This window comes from Stenotrophomonas sp. WHRI 8082 (assembly GCF_040223995.2).
Classification (GTDB): Bacteria; Pseudomonadota; Gammaproteobacteria; order Xanthomonadales; family Xanthomonadaceae; genus Stenotrophomonas.
In genome coordinates this window covers 1,663,606-1,682,620 of record NZ_CP167826.1, presented here as the reverse complement: position 1 = coordinate 1,682,620, position 19,015 = coordinate 1,663,606, and the positions used below count along the sequence as shown (strand labels likewise).

The 19,015-nt window shown below is 66.3% G+C and carries 15 protein-coding genes; 6 read left to right on the top strand and 9 right to left on the bottom strand.

All coding sequences use genetic code 11. The annotated features are described in order from the left end of the window. Window positions 1–551: 551 nt before the first annotated feature. The 5 genes from ABRP17_RS07425 to ABRP17_RS07405 form a co-directional block, all read right to left on the bottom strand. Window positions 552–1,811: an OprD family outer membrane porin gene (locus ABRP17_RS07425; protein ID WP_349986673.1), complete on the bottom strand. Its 1,260-nt coding sequence runs from the start codon at window positions 1,809–1,811 to the stop codon at window positions 552–554. 39 nt (window positions 1,812–1,850) lie between these two features. Further along, on the bottom strand, window positions 1,851–3,191 hold the full coding sequence (locus ABRP17_RS07420; protein ID WP_188325373.1) for a GntP family permease: 1,341 nt from the start codon (window positions 3,189–3,191) through the stop codon (window positions 1,851–1,853). 69 nt (window positions 3,192–3,260) lie between these two features. After that, on the bottom strand, window positions 3,261–4,193 hold the full coding sequence (locus tag ABRP17_RS07415; protein ID WP_349986671.1) for a hydroxymethylglutaryl-CoA lyase: 933 nt from the start codon (window positions 4,191–4,193) through the stop codon (window positions 3,261–3,263). Continuing rightward, window positions 4,190–5,383, bottom strand: a complete 1,194-nt coding sequence (locus ABRP17_RS07410; RefSeq protein WP_349986669.1) for a CaiB/BaiF CoA-transferase family protein — start codon at window positions 5,381–5,383, stop codon at window positions 4,190–4,192. The genes ABRP17_RS07415 and ABRP17_RS07410 overlap by 4 nt, the downstream gene beginning before the upstream one ends. A 96-nt stretch (window positions 5,384–5,479) precedes the next feature. After that, window positions 5,480–6,376 carry a LysR family transcriptional regulator gene (locus ABRP17_RS07405; RefSeq protein WP_349986667.1) on the bottom strand — a complete coding sequence of 299 codons (897 nt, stop codon included), beginning with the start codon at window positions 6,374–6,376 and terminating at the stop codon, window positions 5,480–5,482. A gap of 642 nt (window positions 6,377–7,018) precedes the next feature. Here ABRP17_RS07405 and ABRP17_RS07400 point away from each other — a divergent pair. The 3 genes from ABRP17_RS07400 to ABRP17_RS07390 are packed head-to-tail and all read left to right on the top strand — an operon-like array spanning window position 7,019 to window position 10,457. Further along, window positions 7,019–8,533, top strand: a complete 1,515-nt coding sequence (locus ABRP17_RS07400; RefSeq protein WP_349986665.1) for an alpha/beta fold hydrolase — start codon at window positions 7,019–7,021, stop codon at window positions 8,531–8,533. Then, window positions 8,530–9,276: an ATP-binding cassette domain-containing protein gene (locus tag ABRP17_RS07395; RefSeq protein ID WP_349986663.1), complete on the top strand. Its 747-nt coding sequence runs from the start codon at window positions 8,530–8,532 to the stop codon at window positions 9,274–9,276. Before ABRP17_RS07400 ends, ABRP17_RS07395 begins: the two co-directional genes overlap by 4 nt. After that, window positions 9,273–10,457: an ABC transporter permease gene (locus ABRP17_RS07390; protein ID WP_192082157.1), complete on the top strand. Its 1,185-nt coding sequence runs from the start codon at window positions 9,273–9,275 to the stop codon at window positions 10,455–10,457. The genes ABRP17_RS07395 and ABRP17_RS07390 overlap by 4 nt, the downstream gene beginning before the upstream one ends. 49 nt (window positions 10,458–10,506) lie before the next feature. On the opposite strand, the gene ABRP17_RS07385 is transcribed toward ABRP17_RS07390, so the two are convergent. From ABRP17_RS07385 to ABRP17_RS07375, 3 genes are all read right to left on the bottom strand, one after another. Continuing rightward, window positions 10,507–11,217 carry a transposase gene (locus ABRP17_RS07385; RefSeq protein WP_349986661.1) on the bottom strand — a complete coding sequence of 237 codons (711 nt, stop codon included), beginning with the start codon at window positions 11,215–11,217 and terminating at the stop codon, window positions 10,507–10,509. A 145-nt stretch (window positions 11,218–11,362) separates the two neighbouring features. Further along, window positions 11,363–12,388 (bottom strand): energy transducer TonB, encoded by a 1,026-nt coding sequence (locus ABRP17_RS07380; RefSeq protein WP_349986659.1) that lies wholly within the window; start codon window positions 12,386–12,388, stop codon window positions 11,363–11,365. Between the two features lie 154 nt (window positions 12,389–12,542). Continuing rightward, the gene (locus ABRP17_RS07375; RefSeq protein ID WP_192082160.1) at window positions 12,543–13,166 is read right to left on the bottom strand and encodes a TIGR00645 family protein; all 624 of its coding nucleotides are present in this window, start codon (window positions 13,164–13,166) and stop codon (window positions 12,543–12,545) included. A gap of 110 nt (window positions 13,167–13,276) precedes the next feature. On the opposite strand from ABRP17_RS07375, the gene ABRP17_RS07370 reads away from it, so the two are divergent. The 3 genes from ABRP17_RS07370 to ABRP17_RS07360 all read left to right on the top strand — a co-directional run bounded on the left by ABRP17_RS07370 (window position 13,277) and on the right by ABRP17_RS07360 (window position 18,261). Next, on the top strand, window positions 13,277–13,966 hold the full coding sequence (locus tag ABRP17_RS07370) for a glutathione S-transferase N-terminal domain-containing protein (RefSeq protein ID WP_188325364.1): 690 nt from the start codon (window positions 13,277–13,279) through the stop codon (window positions 13,964–13,966). 110 nt (window positions 13,967–14,076) lie between these two features. Continuing rightward, on the top strand, window positions 14,077–16,302 hold the full coding sequence (locus ABRP17_RS07365; RefSeq protein WP_349986657.1) for a DPP IV N-terminal domain-containing protein: 2,226 nt from the start codon (window positions 14,077–14,079) through the stop codon (window positions 16,300–16,302). Window positions 16,303–16,449: 147 nt separating this feature from the next. Then, window positions 16,450–18,261, top strand: coding sequence for a DUF885 domain-containing protein (locus tag ABRP17_RS07360; protein ID WP_192082163.1), 1,812 nt, complete (start codon window positions 16,450–16,452; stop codon window positions 18,259–18,261). Between the two features lie 130 nt (window positions 18,262–18,391). Here ABRP17_RS07360 and ABRP17_RS07355 read toward each other — a convergent pair whose 3' ends face one another. Beyond that, a complete protein-coding gene (locus ABRP17_RS07355) occupies window positions 18,392–18,847 on the bottom strand; it encodes a hypothetical protein (protein WP_188325360.1) in 456 nt (151 codons plus the stop codon). Window positions 18,848–19,015: the final 168 nt, after the last annotated feature.

The window sequence follows — 19,015 nt, the reverse complement described above, 5'->3', positions numbered from 1 at the left end:
CTGCTGCGGCTGGGCCGGGCGGTGGGACTGGTCGGGGGACGGCAAGGGCCGCATCCATGCGGGCCTCATTTCGCGCCATCCATGGCGGGGTCCACGTCATCGCATTCGCGCTGCCGCTCCCACGCTTTGCTGCGCAAACCGCGGGCCCCGTCTCACCAGCACCCACACCCCGCCGCTTCGCGGCCGCCCCTGACTCAGGGGCTCCCTCCACCAGACGGGTAACGACGCCTGCGGTAGCGCCGACCCATGGTCGGCGGAATATTCCCGCTAACGGCCCGCTGCGCTCGCCGACCATGGGTCGGCGCTACCGATGCCCGCAGGTCCCATGGCCACCATGGACCTGTCGAAGGTGGGGCAGGGTGGGTTGGCGGGGGTGTTGAGCGCCATGGATGGAGCGAAACAAGGCCCGCATGGACGCAGTTTTTGCCGTCCCCCGGCAACCCACCCTGCCCCGCCCAACCCACAGCCCTGCAGGCCCTTGCCGTTGCTGTTGCACTTGCTGTTGCCGTTGCCGTTGCCGTTGCCGTTGCCGTTGCCGTTGCTTCGCGCTTCTAGCCCTGGCCCGCCCACAGCGGTACGTCGTACACCACCATCACGCGGTTTTCTTCGGCATCACGCTGGTAGTTCGACCGGAAGAATCCGTTGCGCCAGCGGATCGACAGGTGCTTCAGCGCCTCGCTCTGGAAGGTATAGCCGATTTCAAAATCACGCTGCCATTGCCGGCCCTCGCCCGCGAATGTGGCCGGGCGCGCGTTGTCGCCTTTCACGTAGCGCAGCAGGAACTTCAGGCCGGGCACGTTGATCTGCTTGCCGTCCAGTTGGTACCGCAGCTGCCAGCTGCGTTCGTCGCGTTCCATGAAGTCGTTGATGAACGTCCAGTTGGACACGTTGCCATCGGTGCCGCCGACGAACGGCATCGCCGTGTCGCCACGCATGTCCTGCCACATGACCGCGAATTCCTGGCCGGCGTGCTGCCACGCCACCAGTCCGTTGAGCGCCCGGTTGTCGATCACACCGGCCAGCGCAGGACCCACGTCATCGGACACGTAGTAGCGCACTTCGGTGCTCAGCTTGCCCAACGGCAGCGGCTGCTTGAACTGTACCGAGGCAACCTGTTGGCGGTACAGGTCCCGCAGTTCGCCATGCTCGACGTGCAGTTTGAAGCGGTCATCCGGGGCCCACGAAGCGCTGAACAACTGGAAGCCATCTGACTCCGGGGTCCTGCTGAAACGGCGGTCCTTGTTGGTGATGGTCAGGTCCACGCGCTCGGTGCCGTCGCGATACCAGGAACGGTCGAAGCGCGAATAGCCCAGTTCCAGACCGTTGCCCCAACGGGCGCCCAGCGTCGCACCCTCGAAGGTCTGCGGCAGCAGGCGGCTGGTGTTGGATTTCAGCAGCAGGTCCGAGGCGATGTGGCTGCCCACGCGCAGCTCGGCAGGTCCGGCCTTCGCCTTGCCGGTCACGGCGATGCGGCCGAACGCCGAGCGTGCGCCGTCTTCGTTGTAGGGCAGGATGCCGGTGCCCACTTCAGACCGCAGACCATCCAGTTTGAAGTCGGCCAGCCCCAGCACGTCGATGCCGAAACCGATCACGCCCGGCGTGTAGCCGCTGCGCGCCTCCAGCAGGAAGCCCTGCGCCCATTCCTCGCGCTTGCCCTGGCCACTGCCGCTGCGGAAATCACGGTTGTAATAGAAGTTGGTTGCGGTCAGGTCGGCGCTCGCGCCGGCCAGGAAACCTTGGTCATCGGCGGCCAGTGCCGATGCACTGGCCAGCCCGAGGCAGATGAATGAAGAAGTGCGTGCAAGTTTCATGAGTCCGGCCCCTCCGCCGTACACAGATGGAAGAACGGATCAGAACAGCGCGCTGGCCACCAGGATCAACAGCAGCGATACCACCGAGGCCAGTGAAACCGGCAGGCTCAAGGTCTTCAGCGTGCCGCGCAGGGTCATGCCGAAGGTGGTCTGCATCAGCCAGAACGTGTTGCTGGTGACATGCACCAGGAACAGCGACCCGGAGCCTGCCGCCAAGGCGACCAGCACCGGTGGCACGTCCAGCGAATGCAGCGCCGGGGCCAGCATGCTGGCGGCGGTGATGGCCGAGGCAGATACCGAGCCGATCGCGATGTGCAGGATGGCGGCCACCACCCACACCAGCAACAGCGGTGCGGCCGAGTTGGCGCTGAAGTAGCCCGACAGGATGTCGCCCAACCCGGTGGTGGCCACCACCGCGGACAACGAGCCGGCCACACCGGTCAGCAGCAGGATCTGACCGCTTTCCTTGAACGCGTCGGTCACCGCACCACTGCGGTCGTGCGCAGGGACGGTGAAGCGGGCGATGACGAAGGCCAGCACCAGGCCGCAGAACAGCGCGAACGTCGAGTTGCCCACGGCTGCCAGCGCCGGGATGTCCAGGCCCAGTGCACGATCCAGTGCGCCGGTGGCGATCATCAGCAGCGGCACGATGATCGGCAGCAGCGACAACTTCAGCGGTACCGCGTTGTCTTCGTCCTTGATCTCGGCGGCGACCACGGCCGGTGCCTGGTCATCGGGCAGTTCATCGGTGTCTGGATTCCAGAACCCGCGACGCAGCAGGAAGTGGAACCCCCACAAGGTCAGGAACACGGTCGGGACCGCAATCGCCAGGCCGACCAGCAGCATCGTCCCCAGCTCCACGTCCAGCACCGCCGACAGCGCCAGCGCGGCCACGCCCGGCACCACCATGGTCAGCGCGAGGTAGATGCCCACGCCGACTGCACCGGCCATCTTCGGCAGCGCATCGCCGCCCATTCGCTTGGCGGTGGCACGTGCCAGTGGCGCGGACATCAGCAGCAGCACGTCGGTGTAGATCGGCGGGAAGATGGACGTCAGGATCGTGGCGAACGCATACGGCATCTGCGTGGGCTTGAAGGTACGGACCAGCAGGCGCACCACCTGCTGGAAGGCCCCCATGCGGTGCAGGAAGGCGCCGATCATCACGCCGAAGCCGATCAGCAGGCCGATCTTGCCCATCAGGTCGCCGAAGCCGTCGGTGATCGCCTCGATGGTCGGGCCGAACCCCAGCCCGGATGACAGGCCCAGATACAGCGGGCCGGCGATCAGCGCGATCATCGGGTTGACCTTGAAGTAGATGATCAACAGGACGATCAACAGGATGGCGAACAAGGCGTTCGCCAGCACAAACCACTCGTGCATGATTCCCTCCCAGGAATGAAGCGTGTTCTGTAGAGCGGAGCCGTGGCCCGCTGTGAAAGGTCGAAAGGGTTACGCGGCGCGCAGTCCCGGTGGAGCCGGATGCAGGTCGCGCACGCGTCCTGCCTTGGCCACCTGGCCGGCGGTGTCGTGGCCTACCAGCGCCGGCAAGCCGCGCGACAGGGTGATCAGCGCGGGCAGGTCCAACCCGGTTGCAATCCCCATCTCTTCGCACATCGCGACCAGGTCTTCGGTACAGATGTTGCCCGATGCACCGGGCGCGAACGGGCAGCCGCCCAGCCCACCCAGTGCGGCATCGAAGCGCTGTGCGCCTGCATCGAAGGCGGCGATCACATTGGCCAGTCCCAGTCCGCGGGTGTTGTGGAAATGCAGGGTCAACGCATCGGCCGCGACCAGCTTCAAGGCCTGCTCCACCAAGGCGGCCACCTGGCGTGGATTGGCCATGCCCGTGGTGTCGGCCAGCGTGATGCCGGTGCAGCCCAGGTCAAGGTAGCGGCGGACCAGATCGAGCACCTTCGGCACTGGCTGGTCGCCGTCGAACGGGCACCCGAACGCGGTGGCCACGGTGCCATTGAGCCGTGTCTCGCCCCTCGGCAACCCGGCGATCTGCGCGAAGCCGGCGAAGCTTTCCTCGGTGGTCATGCGCATGTTGGCCAGGTTATGGGTCTGGCCGGCGGACATCACCAGGTTGAGCTCGTCCGCGCCGGCGGCAAGCGCGCGCTCGGCACCTTTCAGGTTCGGCACCAGCGCCACGTAGACGGTTCCCGAAGCGCGCTGCAGGCCGGCGAACACCTCGGCCGCATCGGCAAGGGCCGGCACGGCCTTCGGTGAAACAAAGCTGCTGACCTCGATGCGTTCGAAGCCCAGCGCACTGAAGGCGTCACCCAGGCGGATCTTTTCTGCGGTGGGGACGAACACCGGTTCAATCTGCAGGCCATCGCGCAGGCAGACTTCCTGCACGATCAAGCGGCGGTCGGCGTTCATGCGCGTGCTCCCCGGCCACTGGCGGCGGCGATGGCATCGGCGGCCATACCCAGTTCCGTCAGTACCTGATCGGTGTGTTCACCCAGCGCGGGGCCGGTCCAGTGCATCTGCCCCGGCGTTTCAGACAGCTTCGGCACGATGCCCGGCAGGGTGATCGGCTGGCCGTCGGGCAGGGTGGTTTCCAGCAGCATCCCGCGTGCACGGTAGTGCGGGTCGGCGACGATGTCGGCGGCCGAATAGATGCGTCCGGCCGGCACGTCGGCCGCGTCCAATGCCGCCAGCACGGCATCGATGTGCAGGCCGCTGGTCCAGTGGGTGATCGCCGCGTCCAGCTCCGCGTTGCGCAGCACGCGGCCGGGATTGGTGGCCAGTGCGGCATCCGCAGCCAGATCATTGCGGCCGATGGCCTGCATGAAACGGCGAAAAATCGGATCGCTGTTGCCGGCGATCACCACGAAGCTGCCATCGGCCGTCGGGTAGGTGTTGGAGGGGCTGATACCGGGCAGCGCGCCGCCGGTGCGCTCGCGCACCGTGCCGAACATGGCATGTTCCGGCACCAGGCTCTCCATCAGGTTGAACACGCTTTCCACCAGCGACACATCCACCACCTGGCCACGGCCTTGCCCGGTCTTCACCCGCAGCAGGGCCATCAGTGCGCCCATCACCCCATGCAGCGATGCAAGCGAGTCGCCCAGGCTGATCCCCACTCGGGCGGGCGGTGTGCTCGGATCGCCGGTGGTGTAGCGGATGCCGCCCATCGCTTCGCCGATCGCACCAAAGCCCGGCCGATCGCGGTAGGGGCCATCCTGGCCGTAGCCGGAGATGCGCACCATGATCAGGTCGGGGTTCAGCGCGGACAGCACGTCCCAGCCAAGGCCCAGCTTTTCCAGGCCGCCGGGACGGAAGTTCTCGATCACCACGTCGGCACTCGCCGCGAGCTGGCGTGCGGCCTCGGCGCCTTCGACGGACTTCAGGTCCAGCGCGACGGACTTCTTGTTGCGTGCCTGCAGCGACCACCACAGCGAGGTATCGCCATGCAGCTTGCGCCATTTGCGCAAGGGGTCGCCGCCATCGGGCGACTCGATCTTGATCACGTCCGCGCCGAATTCGGCGAACAGGCGCGCGGCGAACGGCGCTGCGATCAGTGTTCCGAATTCAACAACACGGATGCCATGCAATGGACCGGACATCATCAACCCTCCCAGGAAGCAGGTCCGCAGGGTAGGTCGCTGATGCAGGCGGCGCCATGCCTTTCTGACGAAAAAGCGTTCGCATATCGCGAACGCCTACGCCTTTAGTCGAAGGTGCTCCACCAGCTGTTGGGCGGCGGTGGACAGGGGCCGATCGCCGCGCCAGACCAGTTTCAGCTCACGCTGGGCCCACCCGTCGGTGAGCGGCTCGATGTGCAGGTTCATCGCCCGCCCAAACAGGGCGAACACGGGCTCCGGCACCACGCCGATGCCCAGGCCGGCCTGCACCGTGCGGCAGATCGCATCGAAACCCGGCACGTGGATGCGCCGTCGCAACGCCCGGCCCGCATCACGTGCGGCCATCTGCGAACGGGTGAAGATGGAACTCTCCGCATGCAGCGCGATCTGGTCGTAGCCCAGCGTATCGGCGAACGCGAGCGGACCCCCGCCCGCCAGGGGGTGGTCCGGGCGCATCAGCATGACCAGCCGATCGCGGCGGAACGGCAGCGCGGTCAGCTCTCCCAGTTCGCCATCGCCGGAGCACACGCCGATCTCCGCCCACCCTTCCTGGATGCCGCGCACCACGCCGCCGGTAGGCCGCTCTTCGAGCTCGATGCGCAGGTCCGGATGGGTCAGGAAGAACTGCTCCAGCGCTTCCGGCAGGTAAGCCACGATGGCCGACAAGTTGGCCAACATGCGGATGTGCCCGCGGATGCCACGGCGGTACTCCAGCAGCTCCGACGACAATGCTGCCGCGGCCAGCAGCATGCGGCGCGCGTGCTGCAGCAGGCTCTCGCCGGCCAGGGTGAGCTGCATGCCGCGCGAGTTGCGGGTGAACAGCGCAACGTCCAGCCCGCTTTCCAGATCGTTCAGGCGACGGCTGGCGGCGGACGTGGCGATGGCTTCGCGCTCGGCCGCGCGGGTCAGTGATCCCTCTTCGGCCACCGCGACGAACAACCGCAGGGTGGTCAAGCTGATCCGGTCGATGGACATCGGCTGGCTGATGGGAAGGATCCTGCTGCAGGCGGACTGACATTGTACGGCGCACCGCCGCGCTGCCCGTGGCTCGGGTGGATGCTCGAGGAACGATCGCGGAATGGCCGAGAAATTCCCGAGGAAGGCGTGGGGAATGCCCGCGAAATGTGCCAGAGGAATGACCGCGGAATGCACGGGAATGGATGGGGGGATTCACGGCGAAATGCATGCGGAGTGCATGGGAATGCACGGGGAAATGCGCGGGAAAATATCTCAGGGTAGAGCCGACTTCAGTCGGCTGCTCTTCTTACCGCAGCCGACTGAAGTCGGCGCTACCAAGTCCGAAGCCAAGTCCACGTCCGAAGCCAAGTCCACGTCCGAAGCCAAGTCCACGTCCGAAGCCAAGTCCAGAGCCACCTCCACGTCCGAAGCCGAATGCAGAGCCAACGAGACGTCCGAAGCCGAATGCAGAGCCAACGCCGCGTCCGAAACCAAATCAGCGTCCAGATCCAAGTCGGAACCCAAACCCAAACCCATTGAAACGCCGCATCTCGCCGCCACCGCCCATCGCGGCGCTGCCACCCTTCGGTGTAACTTGGTCACATCCGCGATCGGGCCCCGTCCCGTTTGCATGACCATCAGCAAGGGGAAGCAAGGAAGATGTCCAGAATCCACCTGAAACTGGCCGGGGTGTTGGCCAGTGTCCTGTGCGCGTCCTGCAGCGCGCCGCCCTCTGCGGGCGACGGCGACGGCACCGGACGCCACTACGGGCAGATCGAGTTCAAGCCCTGCACGTTGAGCGGCTCGGTGGCCTCGGCCAATGTCGAAGCCCAGTGCGGCACCTTGCCGGTTGCGGAGAATCCGGCTGCGCCGGACGGCCGCCGGATCGACCTGCGCATTGCCTGGCTGCCGGCGGACAACAACGCTACCGGCCTGCCGGATCCGGTGTTCTTCATTGCCGGCGGCCCGGGACAGGCGGCCAGCGAGGTCGCGCTGCCCGTCAGCACCGCGCTGCGCCTGGTGGGCAAGCAACGCGACATCTTCCTGGTCGATCAGCGGGGCACCGGTGGCTCCAATCCACTGAGCTGCCTGGGTGCCGACGGCAAAGAGCTGCCGATGGACGAGAAGGCCGAACCCACCGAAGCCAACGTCCGCGCGTACGCCGGCCGGTGTGCTGCGTCGCTGCAGGGCCGCGCGGACCCGCGCTTCTACACCACCTCGCAGGCCATTGACGATCTGGACGCGGTGCGCAAGGCGCTTGGCGCGCAGCAGCTGAACCTGGTCGGCGGCTCTTACGGCACCCGCGTGGCACAGCACTATCTCGCCCGCTACCCGCAGCACGTCCGCAGCGTGGTCATCGACGGCGTGGTGCCCAACGACCTGGTGGTCGGCGGTGATTTCGCCAACACCTTCGAAGACGCGATCATCCTGCAGTCCGCGCAGTGCATCAAAGACGCGGCCTGCGCCAAGCGCTTCCCGGTCAATACGCGCACCCAGCTGCGCACCGTGATGGATGCGCTTGCCGCGGCACCGGTGACGGTGGACTACCGGGATCCGGCCACCGCCGAAGCGCGGCAGGACGTGCTCAGTCCAGACAGCGTGATCGGGCTGGCGTTTGCGTTCTCCTACATGCCGGAGCTGTCGTCCTTGCTGCCGGTCGTGCTGGATGAGGCCGCGCATGGGCGGTATGCGCCACTGGCCGCACTCAGCCGCAATGCATCACGCGCGGTCGACCTCCAGATCAACCGCGGCATGCAGTGGTCGGTGATCTGCAGCGAAGACGCGCCGCGCTTCCAGCCCGCTGCACAGAGCGATCGACTGCTCGGCCCGCACGTGGCCGGCATGTTCTTCGCTGCCTGCCAAGCCTGGCCCCACGACACGGCCCCGGCCGACAGTGCCGTGCCGCTGAAGAGTGACGCATCCGTGCTGCTGCTGTCGGGCGAGCTGGACCCGGTGACCCCGCCGCGCTATGCGGAGCAGGTGCTGAAAGGCTTGCCCAATGGCCACCACATCGTCGCCCGCGGCCAGGGCCACGGCACCCTCAACGCAGGCTGCATGCCGCGCGTGGTGGCGCAGTACATCGAAACGGCAGACGCCAAGGCAGTGGATGCCGGCTGTCTGGACGCGCTGAGCCACGTGCCGGCGTTCACCTCGTTCAACGGATGGGAACCATGATCGTCGCAGAGGGCCTGCACAAGGCATTCAATACCAAGACTGGCCGCATCCAGGCGGTGCAGGACGTCAGCTTCCGTGCCGAGGATGGTCGCATCACCGGCCTGCTCGGCCCCAACGGCGCAGGCAAGACCACCACCATGCGCATGCTGTACACCTTGATGAGCCCAGACCAGGGCTGTGTCACCGTCGATGGCATCGATGCGAATGTCGATGCGACGGAAGTGCGCCGCCGACTGGGCGTGCTGCCCGATGCGCGCGGCGTCTACAAGCGGCTGACCGCGCGCGAGAACATCGCCTATTTCGGCGAACTGCATGGGCTGGATGCTGGCACCATCGCCCAGCGCACCGAGGCGCTGTCGCGCGCACTGGACATGGCTGACATCCTGGACCGGCAGACGGATGGCTTTTCGCAGGGCCAGCGCACCAAGACCGCCATCGCCCGCGCGCTGGTGCATGACCCCCGCAATGTCATCCTGGACGAGCCGACCAATGGCCTGGACGTGATGACCACCCGGGCCATGCGCCGCTTCCTGCACGGCCTGCGCGACGAAGGTCGCTGCGTGATCTTCTCCAGCCACATCATGCAGGAGGTCGCCGCGCTGTGCGATCGCATCGTGATCATCGCCAAGGGCACGGTGATGGCCGCCGGCAGTGCCGATGAACTGCGCGAACAGGCGGGCGAGAGCAACCTGGAGGACGCCTTCGTCAAACTGATCGGCACCGAAGAGGGCCTGCACGCATGAGCATCATGTCCACGTTGTTCACCGTGATGCGCAAGGAACTGCGCGACCTCTCGCGTGATCGCCGCACGCTGGCGCTGACCCTGCTGTTGGGTCCGCTGCTGTACCCGATCCTGATCCTCGGCATGGGCAAACTCGCCGAAAGCCGGGTCAAGTCGCAGATAGATCAACCCCTGGACATCCCGACCATCGGCGCACAGAACGCGCCGAACCTGGTGCGCTTCCTCGCCGCGCAGGGACTCAATGCAACCGACGCACCGAAGGACCTCAACCAGGCGATTTCCGACCAGCGCATCGACGTGGCGCTGCGCATCAGCGATGAGTTCGATGAACGCTGGCGCGATGGCCGTCCGGCGCTGGTGGAGATCCTGCAGGACAGCACGCGGCGTGCCGCCGATGTACCGACGGCCCGGTTGAAGGCGGCCCTGCAGACCTACAACGGCCAGGTCGGCGCGCTGCGCTTGATGGCGCGTGGTATCGACGCCCAGGTTGCACGTCCGCTGGACGTCGCCTCGCAGGACATGGCATCGACCGAAGCCAAGCAGGGCATGATGCTGTCGATGCTGCTGCCGCTGCTGTTGACGATCACCTCCTTCCTTGGCGGCGCCTACCTGGTCATGGATACCACCGCCGGCGAGCGCGAGCGGCAGTCCTTGGAACCGCTGCTGGCCACGCCAGCCAAGCGCAGCGCCATCGTCAGCGGCAAGATCGCCGCCGCGTGTGCGGTCGGACTGGTCTCCCTGCTGCTGACCTTGGCCGCGTTCAAGATCAGCGCCCAGCTGTCGGACAGCAGCGTCGGTCGCCAGCTCAACATGGGACTCGGATCGATGCTGCAGATGCTGTTGGTGATGCTGCCGATGCTGCTGATCGGCACCTCGCTGCTGACCTTCCTGTCGGCGGCCTCCAAGAGCATGAAAGAGGCGCAGAGCCACATGACCTGGCTGATGCTGTTGCCGATGCTGCCCAGCTACGCGCTGATGGTGTACCCGCTGAAAAGCGTGCTCTGGCAGTACGCCGTACCGTTCCTGTCGCAGAACCAGATGCTGCTGAAGGTGATCCGCCACGAGCACATCAGCCCCACCATCTGGGCGATCTACCTCGGCGCCAACGTCGGCCTCGCCGCCCTGCTCTGGTACGCCGCCGTCCGCCGCTACCAGCAGGAACGCCTCGCGATCTCCGGCTGAAAAAAAGGGGACGGAGGGGATTAAGTCGTTTTCGACTCCCTCCGTCTTCTCATCGCGCCCCTGTACCGTGCAGGCCCTCTTTGCGAGGGCGGCCGGGACACCGCATTGCGACCGATTGGCCCAGCGTTTCGCGCAGCATCTCCAGGAAGCGCTCATCCCCCAGCGGCGACTGCCTGCGTTCGTGCTGGCGGATGGTGTCCGCATCGTCCTGTGCGTGGCTGTCCTGCAGGAACGTGTGGTAGCGCGAAGTTGTCTCCGTGGGTGTGTCGCCCAGCGCTCGGTAGGCAGGATGTGGCATCAGCAACGGATCGCGCCGCAGCCCCAGGTTGCCGTGCACGCTTGACCAGCGATGCTGCTCGGCACGGTTCACCAGCCCCGCCCGCACCGGATTGAGCTCGATGTAGCGGTACACCGCCAGTAGATAGCGGTCGTGATCGATCAGGCTCGAGTGGAAACGCCCCTGCCACAGCGGGCCGCAACGCCCGTGGCGCTGGTTGAAGGCCTGCACGTACCCGTTGCCCAATGCGCGCATCGCGAAGGCGAGCGAGTTTTCCGCGCGCGGCGTGGCCAGCAGATGCACATGGTTCCCCATCAGCACATAGGCGTGCAGGGCGACGCCGTATTTTACGAACGCTTTGTGCAGGACACGGAGGAAGTGCTCACGGTCCTGATCATCGAAGAATATCGCGCCTTTGTTGACGCCGCGCTGGACGACGTGGAAAGGCAGGCCGGGGACCAACAGACGGGCATGGCGAGGCATCAGCGGGGCACTCCAGGCAGGCTGGAAGCACAGCATGACCCGCGGTGTCGCCCATCCGTATCAGCGCACAGCGCACCCGGCCGTCGCGGCATGGCGCGCGCTGCAGAAGGAGGGGATTACGACTTAATCCCCTCCGTCCCCTTTTTTAGTTGCCGGGGCTGAAGGCGAGGGTGCGGCGGGTGGTGACCGGGGCGGCCACGGGTTCGAAGCGCCAGCGCTTTACGGCGCTCAGGGCTTCGCGGTCGAAGGTGCGGGCCGGTGTGGCGCGCAGCACGCGCGCACTGGTCACCGAGCCGTCGGTGCCTACGGTGATTTCCACCAATACTTCGCCGGACGTGTTCGAACGCAGGGCGTCGGCCGGGTAGCGCGGGGCCGGCGTGCTGACCGGGCGCAGCGTGGGTGCAGCGGTCTGGCGCGCGGCGGCAGCGGCCTGCGCGGCAGCCTGCTGCTGGCGCTGCTCGGCCTCGCGACGGGCGGTGTCCGCTGCGGCCGGTGCCGGTGCCGGGGTCGGTGCGGGCGCTGCCGGTGCAGCGACGGGCTGCTGCGCGGCGATCTGCTGCGCAGCGGCGGCCTCACGGGTGCGCTGTTCGGCCAGCTTCTGCTGCTCGGCCAACTGCTTGGTCTTGGCCTCGGCTTCGCGCTTCACCCGGTCGGTTTCTTCCGTGGTGCGCTGCGCGGCCACTTCCACGCCGCGGGTGATGCCCTGCTTCAGGCGCGGCAGTGCCGGCGCCTTCGGATCGACTTTCTCGATCAGCGCGATCAGCCGCTGGCCTTCTTCGAAATCTTCGCGTGCCAGGTTCTGCTCGGCGGCGATCAGGGTGTAAGGCAGCAGGTCGGTCAGCGCGCTCTTCACCGAGGCGTCGTCCGGGGTCTTGTCGCGCAGCGCAAGGTAGTACTCGATGGCGTTGTCACCGGCCGGCGCGTACATGCGGTTTTCGCGCAGTGCCTGGCTGGCCGATTCACGCAGTTCTTCGCTGCCCATCGCCTGTACCTTGCTGGACACCGCAGGCGGCGCCACGGGCGCGGTCGGTGTGGCGGCAGCGGGCTTGGCGGCATCGGCCGCAGGCGCGGCGGTTTCGTCCTTGCCGGAGCAGGCCGCCAAGCCCATCAGCAGGAAGGCAGGCGCCAGCAGGCGCGCACGGACAACCACGGATTTGCTGACGTACGACATCCAACTTCCCCTTGAATACGACGGTACGAAAAGCCCGGCACTGGTCCCAGGCGATGGCCGGCGGCGTTTCCCGACGCCGCCGGCAGATTCACTCAGGGATGCAATCTAGCATCCCGTGCCCGTGATGGGGCAGGGGTACGTGCCGCCGTGCCCTTCAGTGCGCTCGGTGCGCATCCTTGGCAGGCTCATTGCCGCTGTTCATCAGCTTGTCGGTCCAGGCGATACCGATCGCAGACAGGATGAATACGGCATGGATGATGGTCTGCCACAGCACGCCGGTCGAGGTCAGGGTGGAACACCGGGCGGCGCCGATGTTGGCGGCAGACGCAGCGGCGTTCATCAGCTCCGGCGGACACAACGGCAGGCCATCCAGTGCGCCGGCGGCGATGAACGTCTTCAGCAGGTGGATCGACGAGATACCGATGATCGACAGCGCCAGCTTCACTTTCAGCACGCTGGCATTGACGTGGCTCAGCCACTCCGGCTGGTCCGGGTGGCCTTCCAGGCGCAGGCGCGAGACGAAGGTTTCGTAACCGCCGACGATCACCATCACCAGCAGGTTGGAGATCATGACGACGTCGATCAGGCCCAGCACGATCAGCATGATCTGCTGTTCGCCGAGGTGGCCGGCTTCCATGATCAGGTGCCACAGCTCCTTGCCGAACAGGAACACGTAGACGCCCTGGGCAACGATCAGGCCCAGGTACAGCGGCAGCTGCAGCCAGCGCGAGGCGAAGATCAGCGTAGACAGGGGGTTGGGGCGGTACGGAGGGGTCATGGACGGCATGCTGCGTTGCAGGAGAGCGCGCAGAGTACTGGCCCGCGATGACGGTGCCAAGCCAGTGCGCGTTCTACACTCGGTGGACATCCTCGCCGAGTGCCACTGCCATGATCGATCTGTATTACTGGCCCACCCCGAATGGCCACAAGGTCACCCTGTTCCTCGAAGAGGCCGGGCTGGAGTACCGCATCCATCCGGTCAACATCGGGGCCGGCGACCAGTTCAAGCCGGAGTTCCTGGCGATCTCGCCGAACAACAAGATGCCGGCCATCGTCGACAACGCACCCGCCGGCGGCGGCGCACCGCTGAGCGTGTTCGAATCCGGCGCGATCCTGCTGTACCTCGCGGAAAAGACCGGCACCTTCCTGTCGCGCGACGCCCGTGAGCGCGTTGAGACCCTGGAGTGGTTGTTCTGGCAGATGGCCGGGCTGGGGCCGATGAGCGGGCAGATGGGGCACTTCACCGTCTATGCGCCTGAGAAGATTCCGTATGCCATCGAACGCTACGGCAATGAAGTCACCCGCCTGCACGGGGTGATGGACAAGCGGCTGGCGCAGCATGAGTGGCTGGCAGGTAGCGAATACAGCATCGCCGACATGGCCAGCTACCCGTGGATCGGGCCATACGACAAGCTGCCGCCCGACTATGCCGCGTTCCCGAACCTGCACCGCTGGCAGCAGGCCATTGCCGCACGGCCCGCCACCCAGCGCGCCTACGCCCTGCGCCAGCAGGTCAACCCGGACGCCGGCAAGCCGATGGGCGAAGAAGAACGCAAGCACCTGTTCGGCAAGCGCTGAGCAGATCGTGCGCTGGGGCGTGGCCCGTCCCAGCGCACCACCAGGCACCCGGCGAGGCAGCCGTTGGCGCAGCGGGTTAGGATTGGGGTTGCTGCATACCGGAACCGTCCATGCGCCACCTTTTTGCTGCCCTTGCCCTGATGTTCGCCACGACCACCGCTGCCCACGCTGAAAAACTCACCCTGGAAGCCATCACCGGCTCGCTGCCGCTGTCCGGCCCGACGCTGATGAAGCCGAAGGTCGCCCCGGACGGGTCGCAGGTAAGCTTCCTGCGCGGCAAGGACAGCGACCGCAACCAACTGGACCTGTGGACGTATGACATCGCCAGCGGGCAGACCCGCCTGCTGGTCGATTCCAAGGTGGTGCTGCCGGGCACTGAAACGTTGAGCGATGAAGAAAAGGCCCGCCGCGAGCGCCAGCGCATCGCCGCGATGACCGGCATCGTCGATTACCAGTGGTCGCCCGATGCCCGCAGCCTGCTGTTCCCGCTGGGCGGCGAGCTGTACCTGTATGACCTGCAGAAACAGGGCAGCGCGGCCGTGCGCCAGCTTACCCACGGCGAAGGCTTTGCCACCGATGCCAAGCTGTCACCCCTCGGCGGCTTCGTCAGCTTCGTCCGCGCGCGCAACCTGTGGGTGATCGATCTGTCCAGCGGTGCGCAGCGTCAGCTCACCACCGACGGCAGCGCGACCATCGGCAACGGTGTCGCCGAGTTCGTCGCCGACGAAGAGATGGACCGCCACACCGGCTACTGGTGGGCGCCGGATGATTCCGCCATTGCCTTCGCCCGCATCGACGAAAGCCCGGTGCCGGTGCAGAAGCGCTACGAAGTCTATCCGGACCGTACTGATGTGATCGAGCAGCGCTACCCGGCTGCAGGCGATGCCAACGTGCGCGTGCAGCTCGGCGTGATCGCACCGGTGGCCGGGTCGCCGCCGCGCTGGATTGACCTGGGCACCGACCCGGAAATCTATCTGGCACGCGTGGACTGGCGTGACCCGAAGCACCTCAGCTTCCAGCGCCAGAGCCGCGACCAGCGGCAGCTGGATCTGGTTGAAACCGCGCTGGACAGCGGCGCGCAGCGCGTGCTGGCCCATGAAACCAGTAAGACCTGGGTGCCGCTGCACAACAGCCTGCGTTTCCTGGCCGATGGCAGCCTGCTGTGGTCTTCCGAACGCAGCGGTTTCGAGCATCTGTACCGCATCGACAAGGCCGGCAAGGCACACGCGCTTACCCACGGCGACTGGCCGGTGGACGAACTGCTGGCGGTGGACGAGGCCGCAGGGCAGGTGTTCTTCCGTGCCGGCGTCGAATCGTCACGCGAAAGCCAGATCTACAGCGTGCCGCTGCAGGGGGGCGCGCTGAAGAAACTGTCGCAGGCCCCGGGCATGCACAGTGCCAGTTTCGCCCGCAACGCCAGTGTGTACGTGGACAGCTGGTCCAACACGCGCACGCCGCCGCAGATCGAGCTGTTCCGCGCGAACGGCGAGAAGATCGCCACGCTGGTGAGCAACGACCTGGACGATCCTTCGCATCCGTATGCGCGCTACAAGGATGCCCAGTTGCCAGTGGAATTCGGCACGCTGACCGCCGCCGACGGCCGCACGCCGCTGCACTACAGCGTGATCAAGCCGGCAGACTTCGACGCCGGCAAGCGCTACCCCGTTGCGGTGTACGTGTACGGCGGCCCGGCATCGCAGACGGTCACCGATGCCTGGCCGGGCCGTGGTGATCATCTGTTCAACCAGTACCTGGCCCAGCAGGGCTACGTGGTGTTTTCGCTGGACAACCGCGGCACCCCGCGTCGCGGCCGTGACTTCGGTGGCGCGCTGTACGGCAAGCAGGGCACGGTCGAAGTCGCCGACCAGCTGCGCGGCGTGGAATGGCTGCAGAAGCAGCCATGGGTGGATCCGGCGCGGATCGGCGTGCAGGGCTGGTCCAACGGCGGCTACATGACCCTGATGCTGCTGGCCAAGGCGTCCAACCGCTATGCGTGTGGTGTGGCCGGTGCACCGGTGACCGACTGGGGTCTGTATGACACCCATTACACCGAACGCTACATGGACCTGCCGACCCGCAACGAAGCCGGCTACACCGAAGCCCGCGTACTCACGCACATCGATGGCCTGCGCTCGCGTCTGTTGCTGATTCACGGCATGGCCGACGACAACGTGCTCTTCAGCAATTCCACCGTGCTGATGAGTGCCTTGCAGAAGCGCGGCCAGCCGTTCGAACTGATGACCTATCCGGGCGCCAAGCATGGACTGTCCGGCGCCGATGCCCTGCATCGCTACCGGGTGGCGGAAGACTTCCTCGGACGTTGCCTGAAGCCGTGAGCTCAAGGCCGGTCTCTTTCGCTGGGCGAGAGGGACCGGCCCGCTTCCGCGATACCGGGCCACGGCGACGAGCGTGACCTCCGGCCGATTGCCGCGCCGCCGGTGAATGCGTAGGGTGCAGGCATTGCCCATCACCTGGATTGCCTGATGAAGCCGCTTGCCTTTGCCGTCGCCCTGGCCCTCGGGCTCACTCCGTTGCTGTGTGCTCCGTCGGCCGCTGCAGCGCCCGCCGCGGCCACCGCCGCCGCCGCGAAAAAGCCGGCTGCCGCGCCCGCCTGGGTGGCACGCAGCAACCAGCTGGCGCAGATCCTGCTCGACGCGCAGGGCCCATTCCAGCCGGAAAGTACCGGCTTCTTCGGCGTTCCCGGCTACGACGACAAAGTCGCCGACCTCGGTCCGGATAACGGCAAGCGCTACCGCGATGCGATGACCAAGGCGCGGGGCGAACTGCAGGCGAAGCTGGCCGGCGAGAAAGATCCCAACGTCCGTCAGGACCTGGAAATCATGATCGGCGCGGCCAACGAGAGCATCGAGGGTAGCGCGCTGACCGAGCAGTATTTCCTGCCGTGGAGCGATGCGCCGCAGACCATCTTCAGCGGTCTCAACCTGCTGCTGTCCGACCAGGTGCCGGCTGAGCGTCGGGCCAAGGCCGTGGATCGCCTGAAGGCCTACGCGGGCCTGCAGCAGGGCAGCACGGCGCTGACCACGCTTGCCCGCCAGCGTTACGAAGAGCGTCTGTCCAACAAGGCCTTGCTGCAACCGACGAAGATCGAAGTGCAGCAGTCGCTCGACAACGTGGACACCTACGTGAGCGGCATCGAATCGCTGCTGCAGAAGTACAAGATGACCGGCGCGGACGACGCGATGAAGGCCCTCGCCGGCCAGATGAAGGACTATGCCGCCTGGACCCGCGCCGAGGTACTGCCGAAGGCCCGTGACGACGCGCGTCTGCCCGCGCCGGTATACGCGTTCCAGCTCAAGCAGGTCGGCATCGACATCGCCCCGCAGCAGCTGATGCAGCGTGCGCAGCTGGAGTTCATGGAAACCCGCTCGGCGATGCGCCAGCTGGCCCCGCTGGTGGTGCAGGCCAAGGGCCTGAAGGTTGCCGATACCGCCGACATCGTGGCCGTCATCCGCGCGCTGAAGCAGGAAAAGATTCCCAACGACCAGCTGGAAACCCACTACCGCAAGGTGATCGATGCGATCGACCCGCTGATCCACGAGCACAAGATCGTCGACGTGCCGCAGCGGCCGATGCAGATGCGCCTGGGTTCAGCCGCCGAAAGCGCAGCAAGCCCGGCGCCGCATTTCCTGCCTGCACCGTTGGTCAACAATACCGGGCAGCAGGGTACGTTCGTCCTGCCGCTGGGCAATCCGGCAGCCGGCGAAGGCGCGCAGTACGACGACTTCAATTTCGGCTCCGCCGCCTGGACGCTGAGTGCGCACGAAGGCCGCCCGGGTCACGAACTGCAGTTCACCGCCATGGTGGAGCGCGGCATCTCGCTGGCCCGCACCATGTTCGCGTTCAATTCGGTCAACGTCGAAGGTTGGGCGCTGTATGCCGAAGCCGAGATGGTGCCGTACGAGCCGCTGGACGGGCAGCTGATCGCATTGCAGTTCCGCCTGCTGCGTGCCGCACGCGCGATGCTGGACCCCATGCTGAACCTGGGCCAGATCGACCGTGCCAGCGCCGAACGCGTGCTGATCGATGAAGTCGGCCTGTCCAAGGCGATGGCCACGCAGGAACTGGACCGCTACATGGTGCGCATGCCCGGCCAGGCCGGCAGCTACTTCTACGGCTACACCCGGATCATGGAACTGCGCATGCAGACCGAACTCGCGCTGGGCGCCAAGTTCGACCGCAAGGCCTTCAACAACTTCCTGCTGGACCAGGGCCTGCTTCCGCCCGACCAGCTGGCCAAGGCGGTGAACGAAACGTTCGTCCCCAAGTACCGGTAAAGCAAAACGGGACTGCAAAACGGGGACGGAGGGGATTAAGTCGCACAAAACGGGGACGGAGGGGATTAAGTCGCATTTGGCCCACGCGTGGGCCAAATGCGACTTAATCCCCTCCGTCCCCGTTTTTCGTTCAGCGGGCCGGGATCTGCTGGGCGGGCAGGCGCGGGACGGGTTGCGGGTTGGGCACCCAGATCGCCACGCCGGCTGCTTTGCGCTGGGTGGTCGGGATGCCGATACCCAGGCCACCGCCTACGCGCGAACCGTAGCTGCCTGCGCCGACCGACATGCCGACCGGTGACCCGCTGGAGCCGACGCCCATCAGGATCACACCATTGGCACCCAGTGCGGCGGCATCCCGCTTCAAGCGGGCCACGGCGGCATCGGTCTGGCCCTGCGTGCCAAACCCCACGGCACTGGAAGACTCCAGCTGCGCGATTTCCACCGAGCCGGCAGGCGGGGTGGAATACACCTGTACTTGTGACGGATCGATCGGTGCGCGGGCCTGTCCCAGCATGACCTTGGACGTGCTGGCGCAGCCGGCAGCAACCAGCAGCACGGCGGCGGCAGCAACCCAGCGCATTTTCATCGCGTGCATCTTCATGGCTCGAACCCCTGTTGGATGGAACGGATCATCGGTCCATCGATCTGAATCGGCCCCAACGCCGGGGCCCTGAGGCGACGCTAGCACCGGGGTGGTGAGCGTGATGGCAAGCTGCGGCGGGCCTATCCGGTTCCCACGCGACCGGCTATGGTG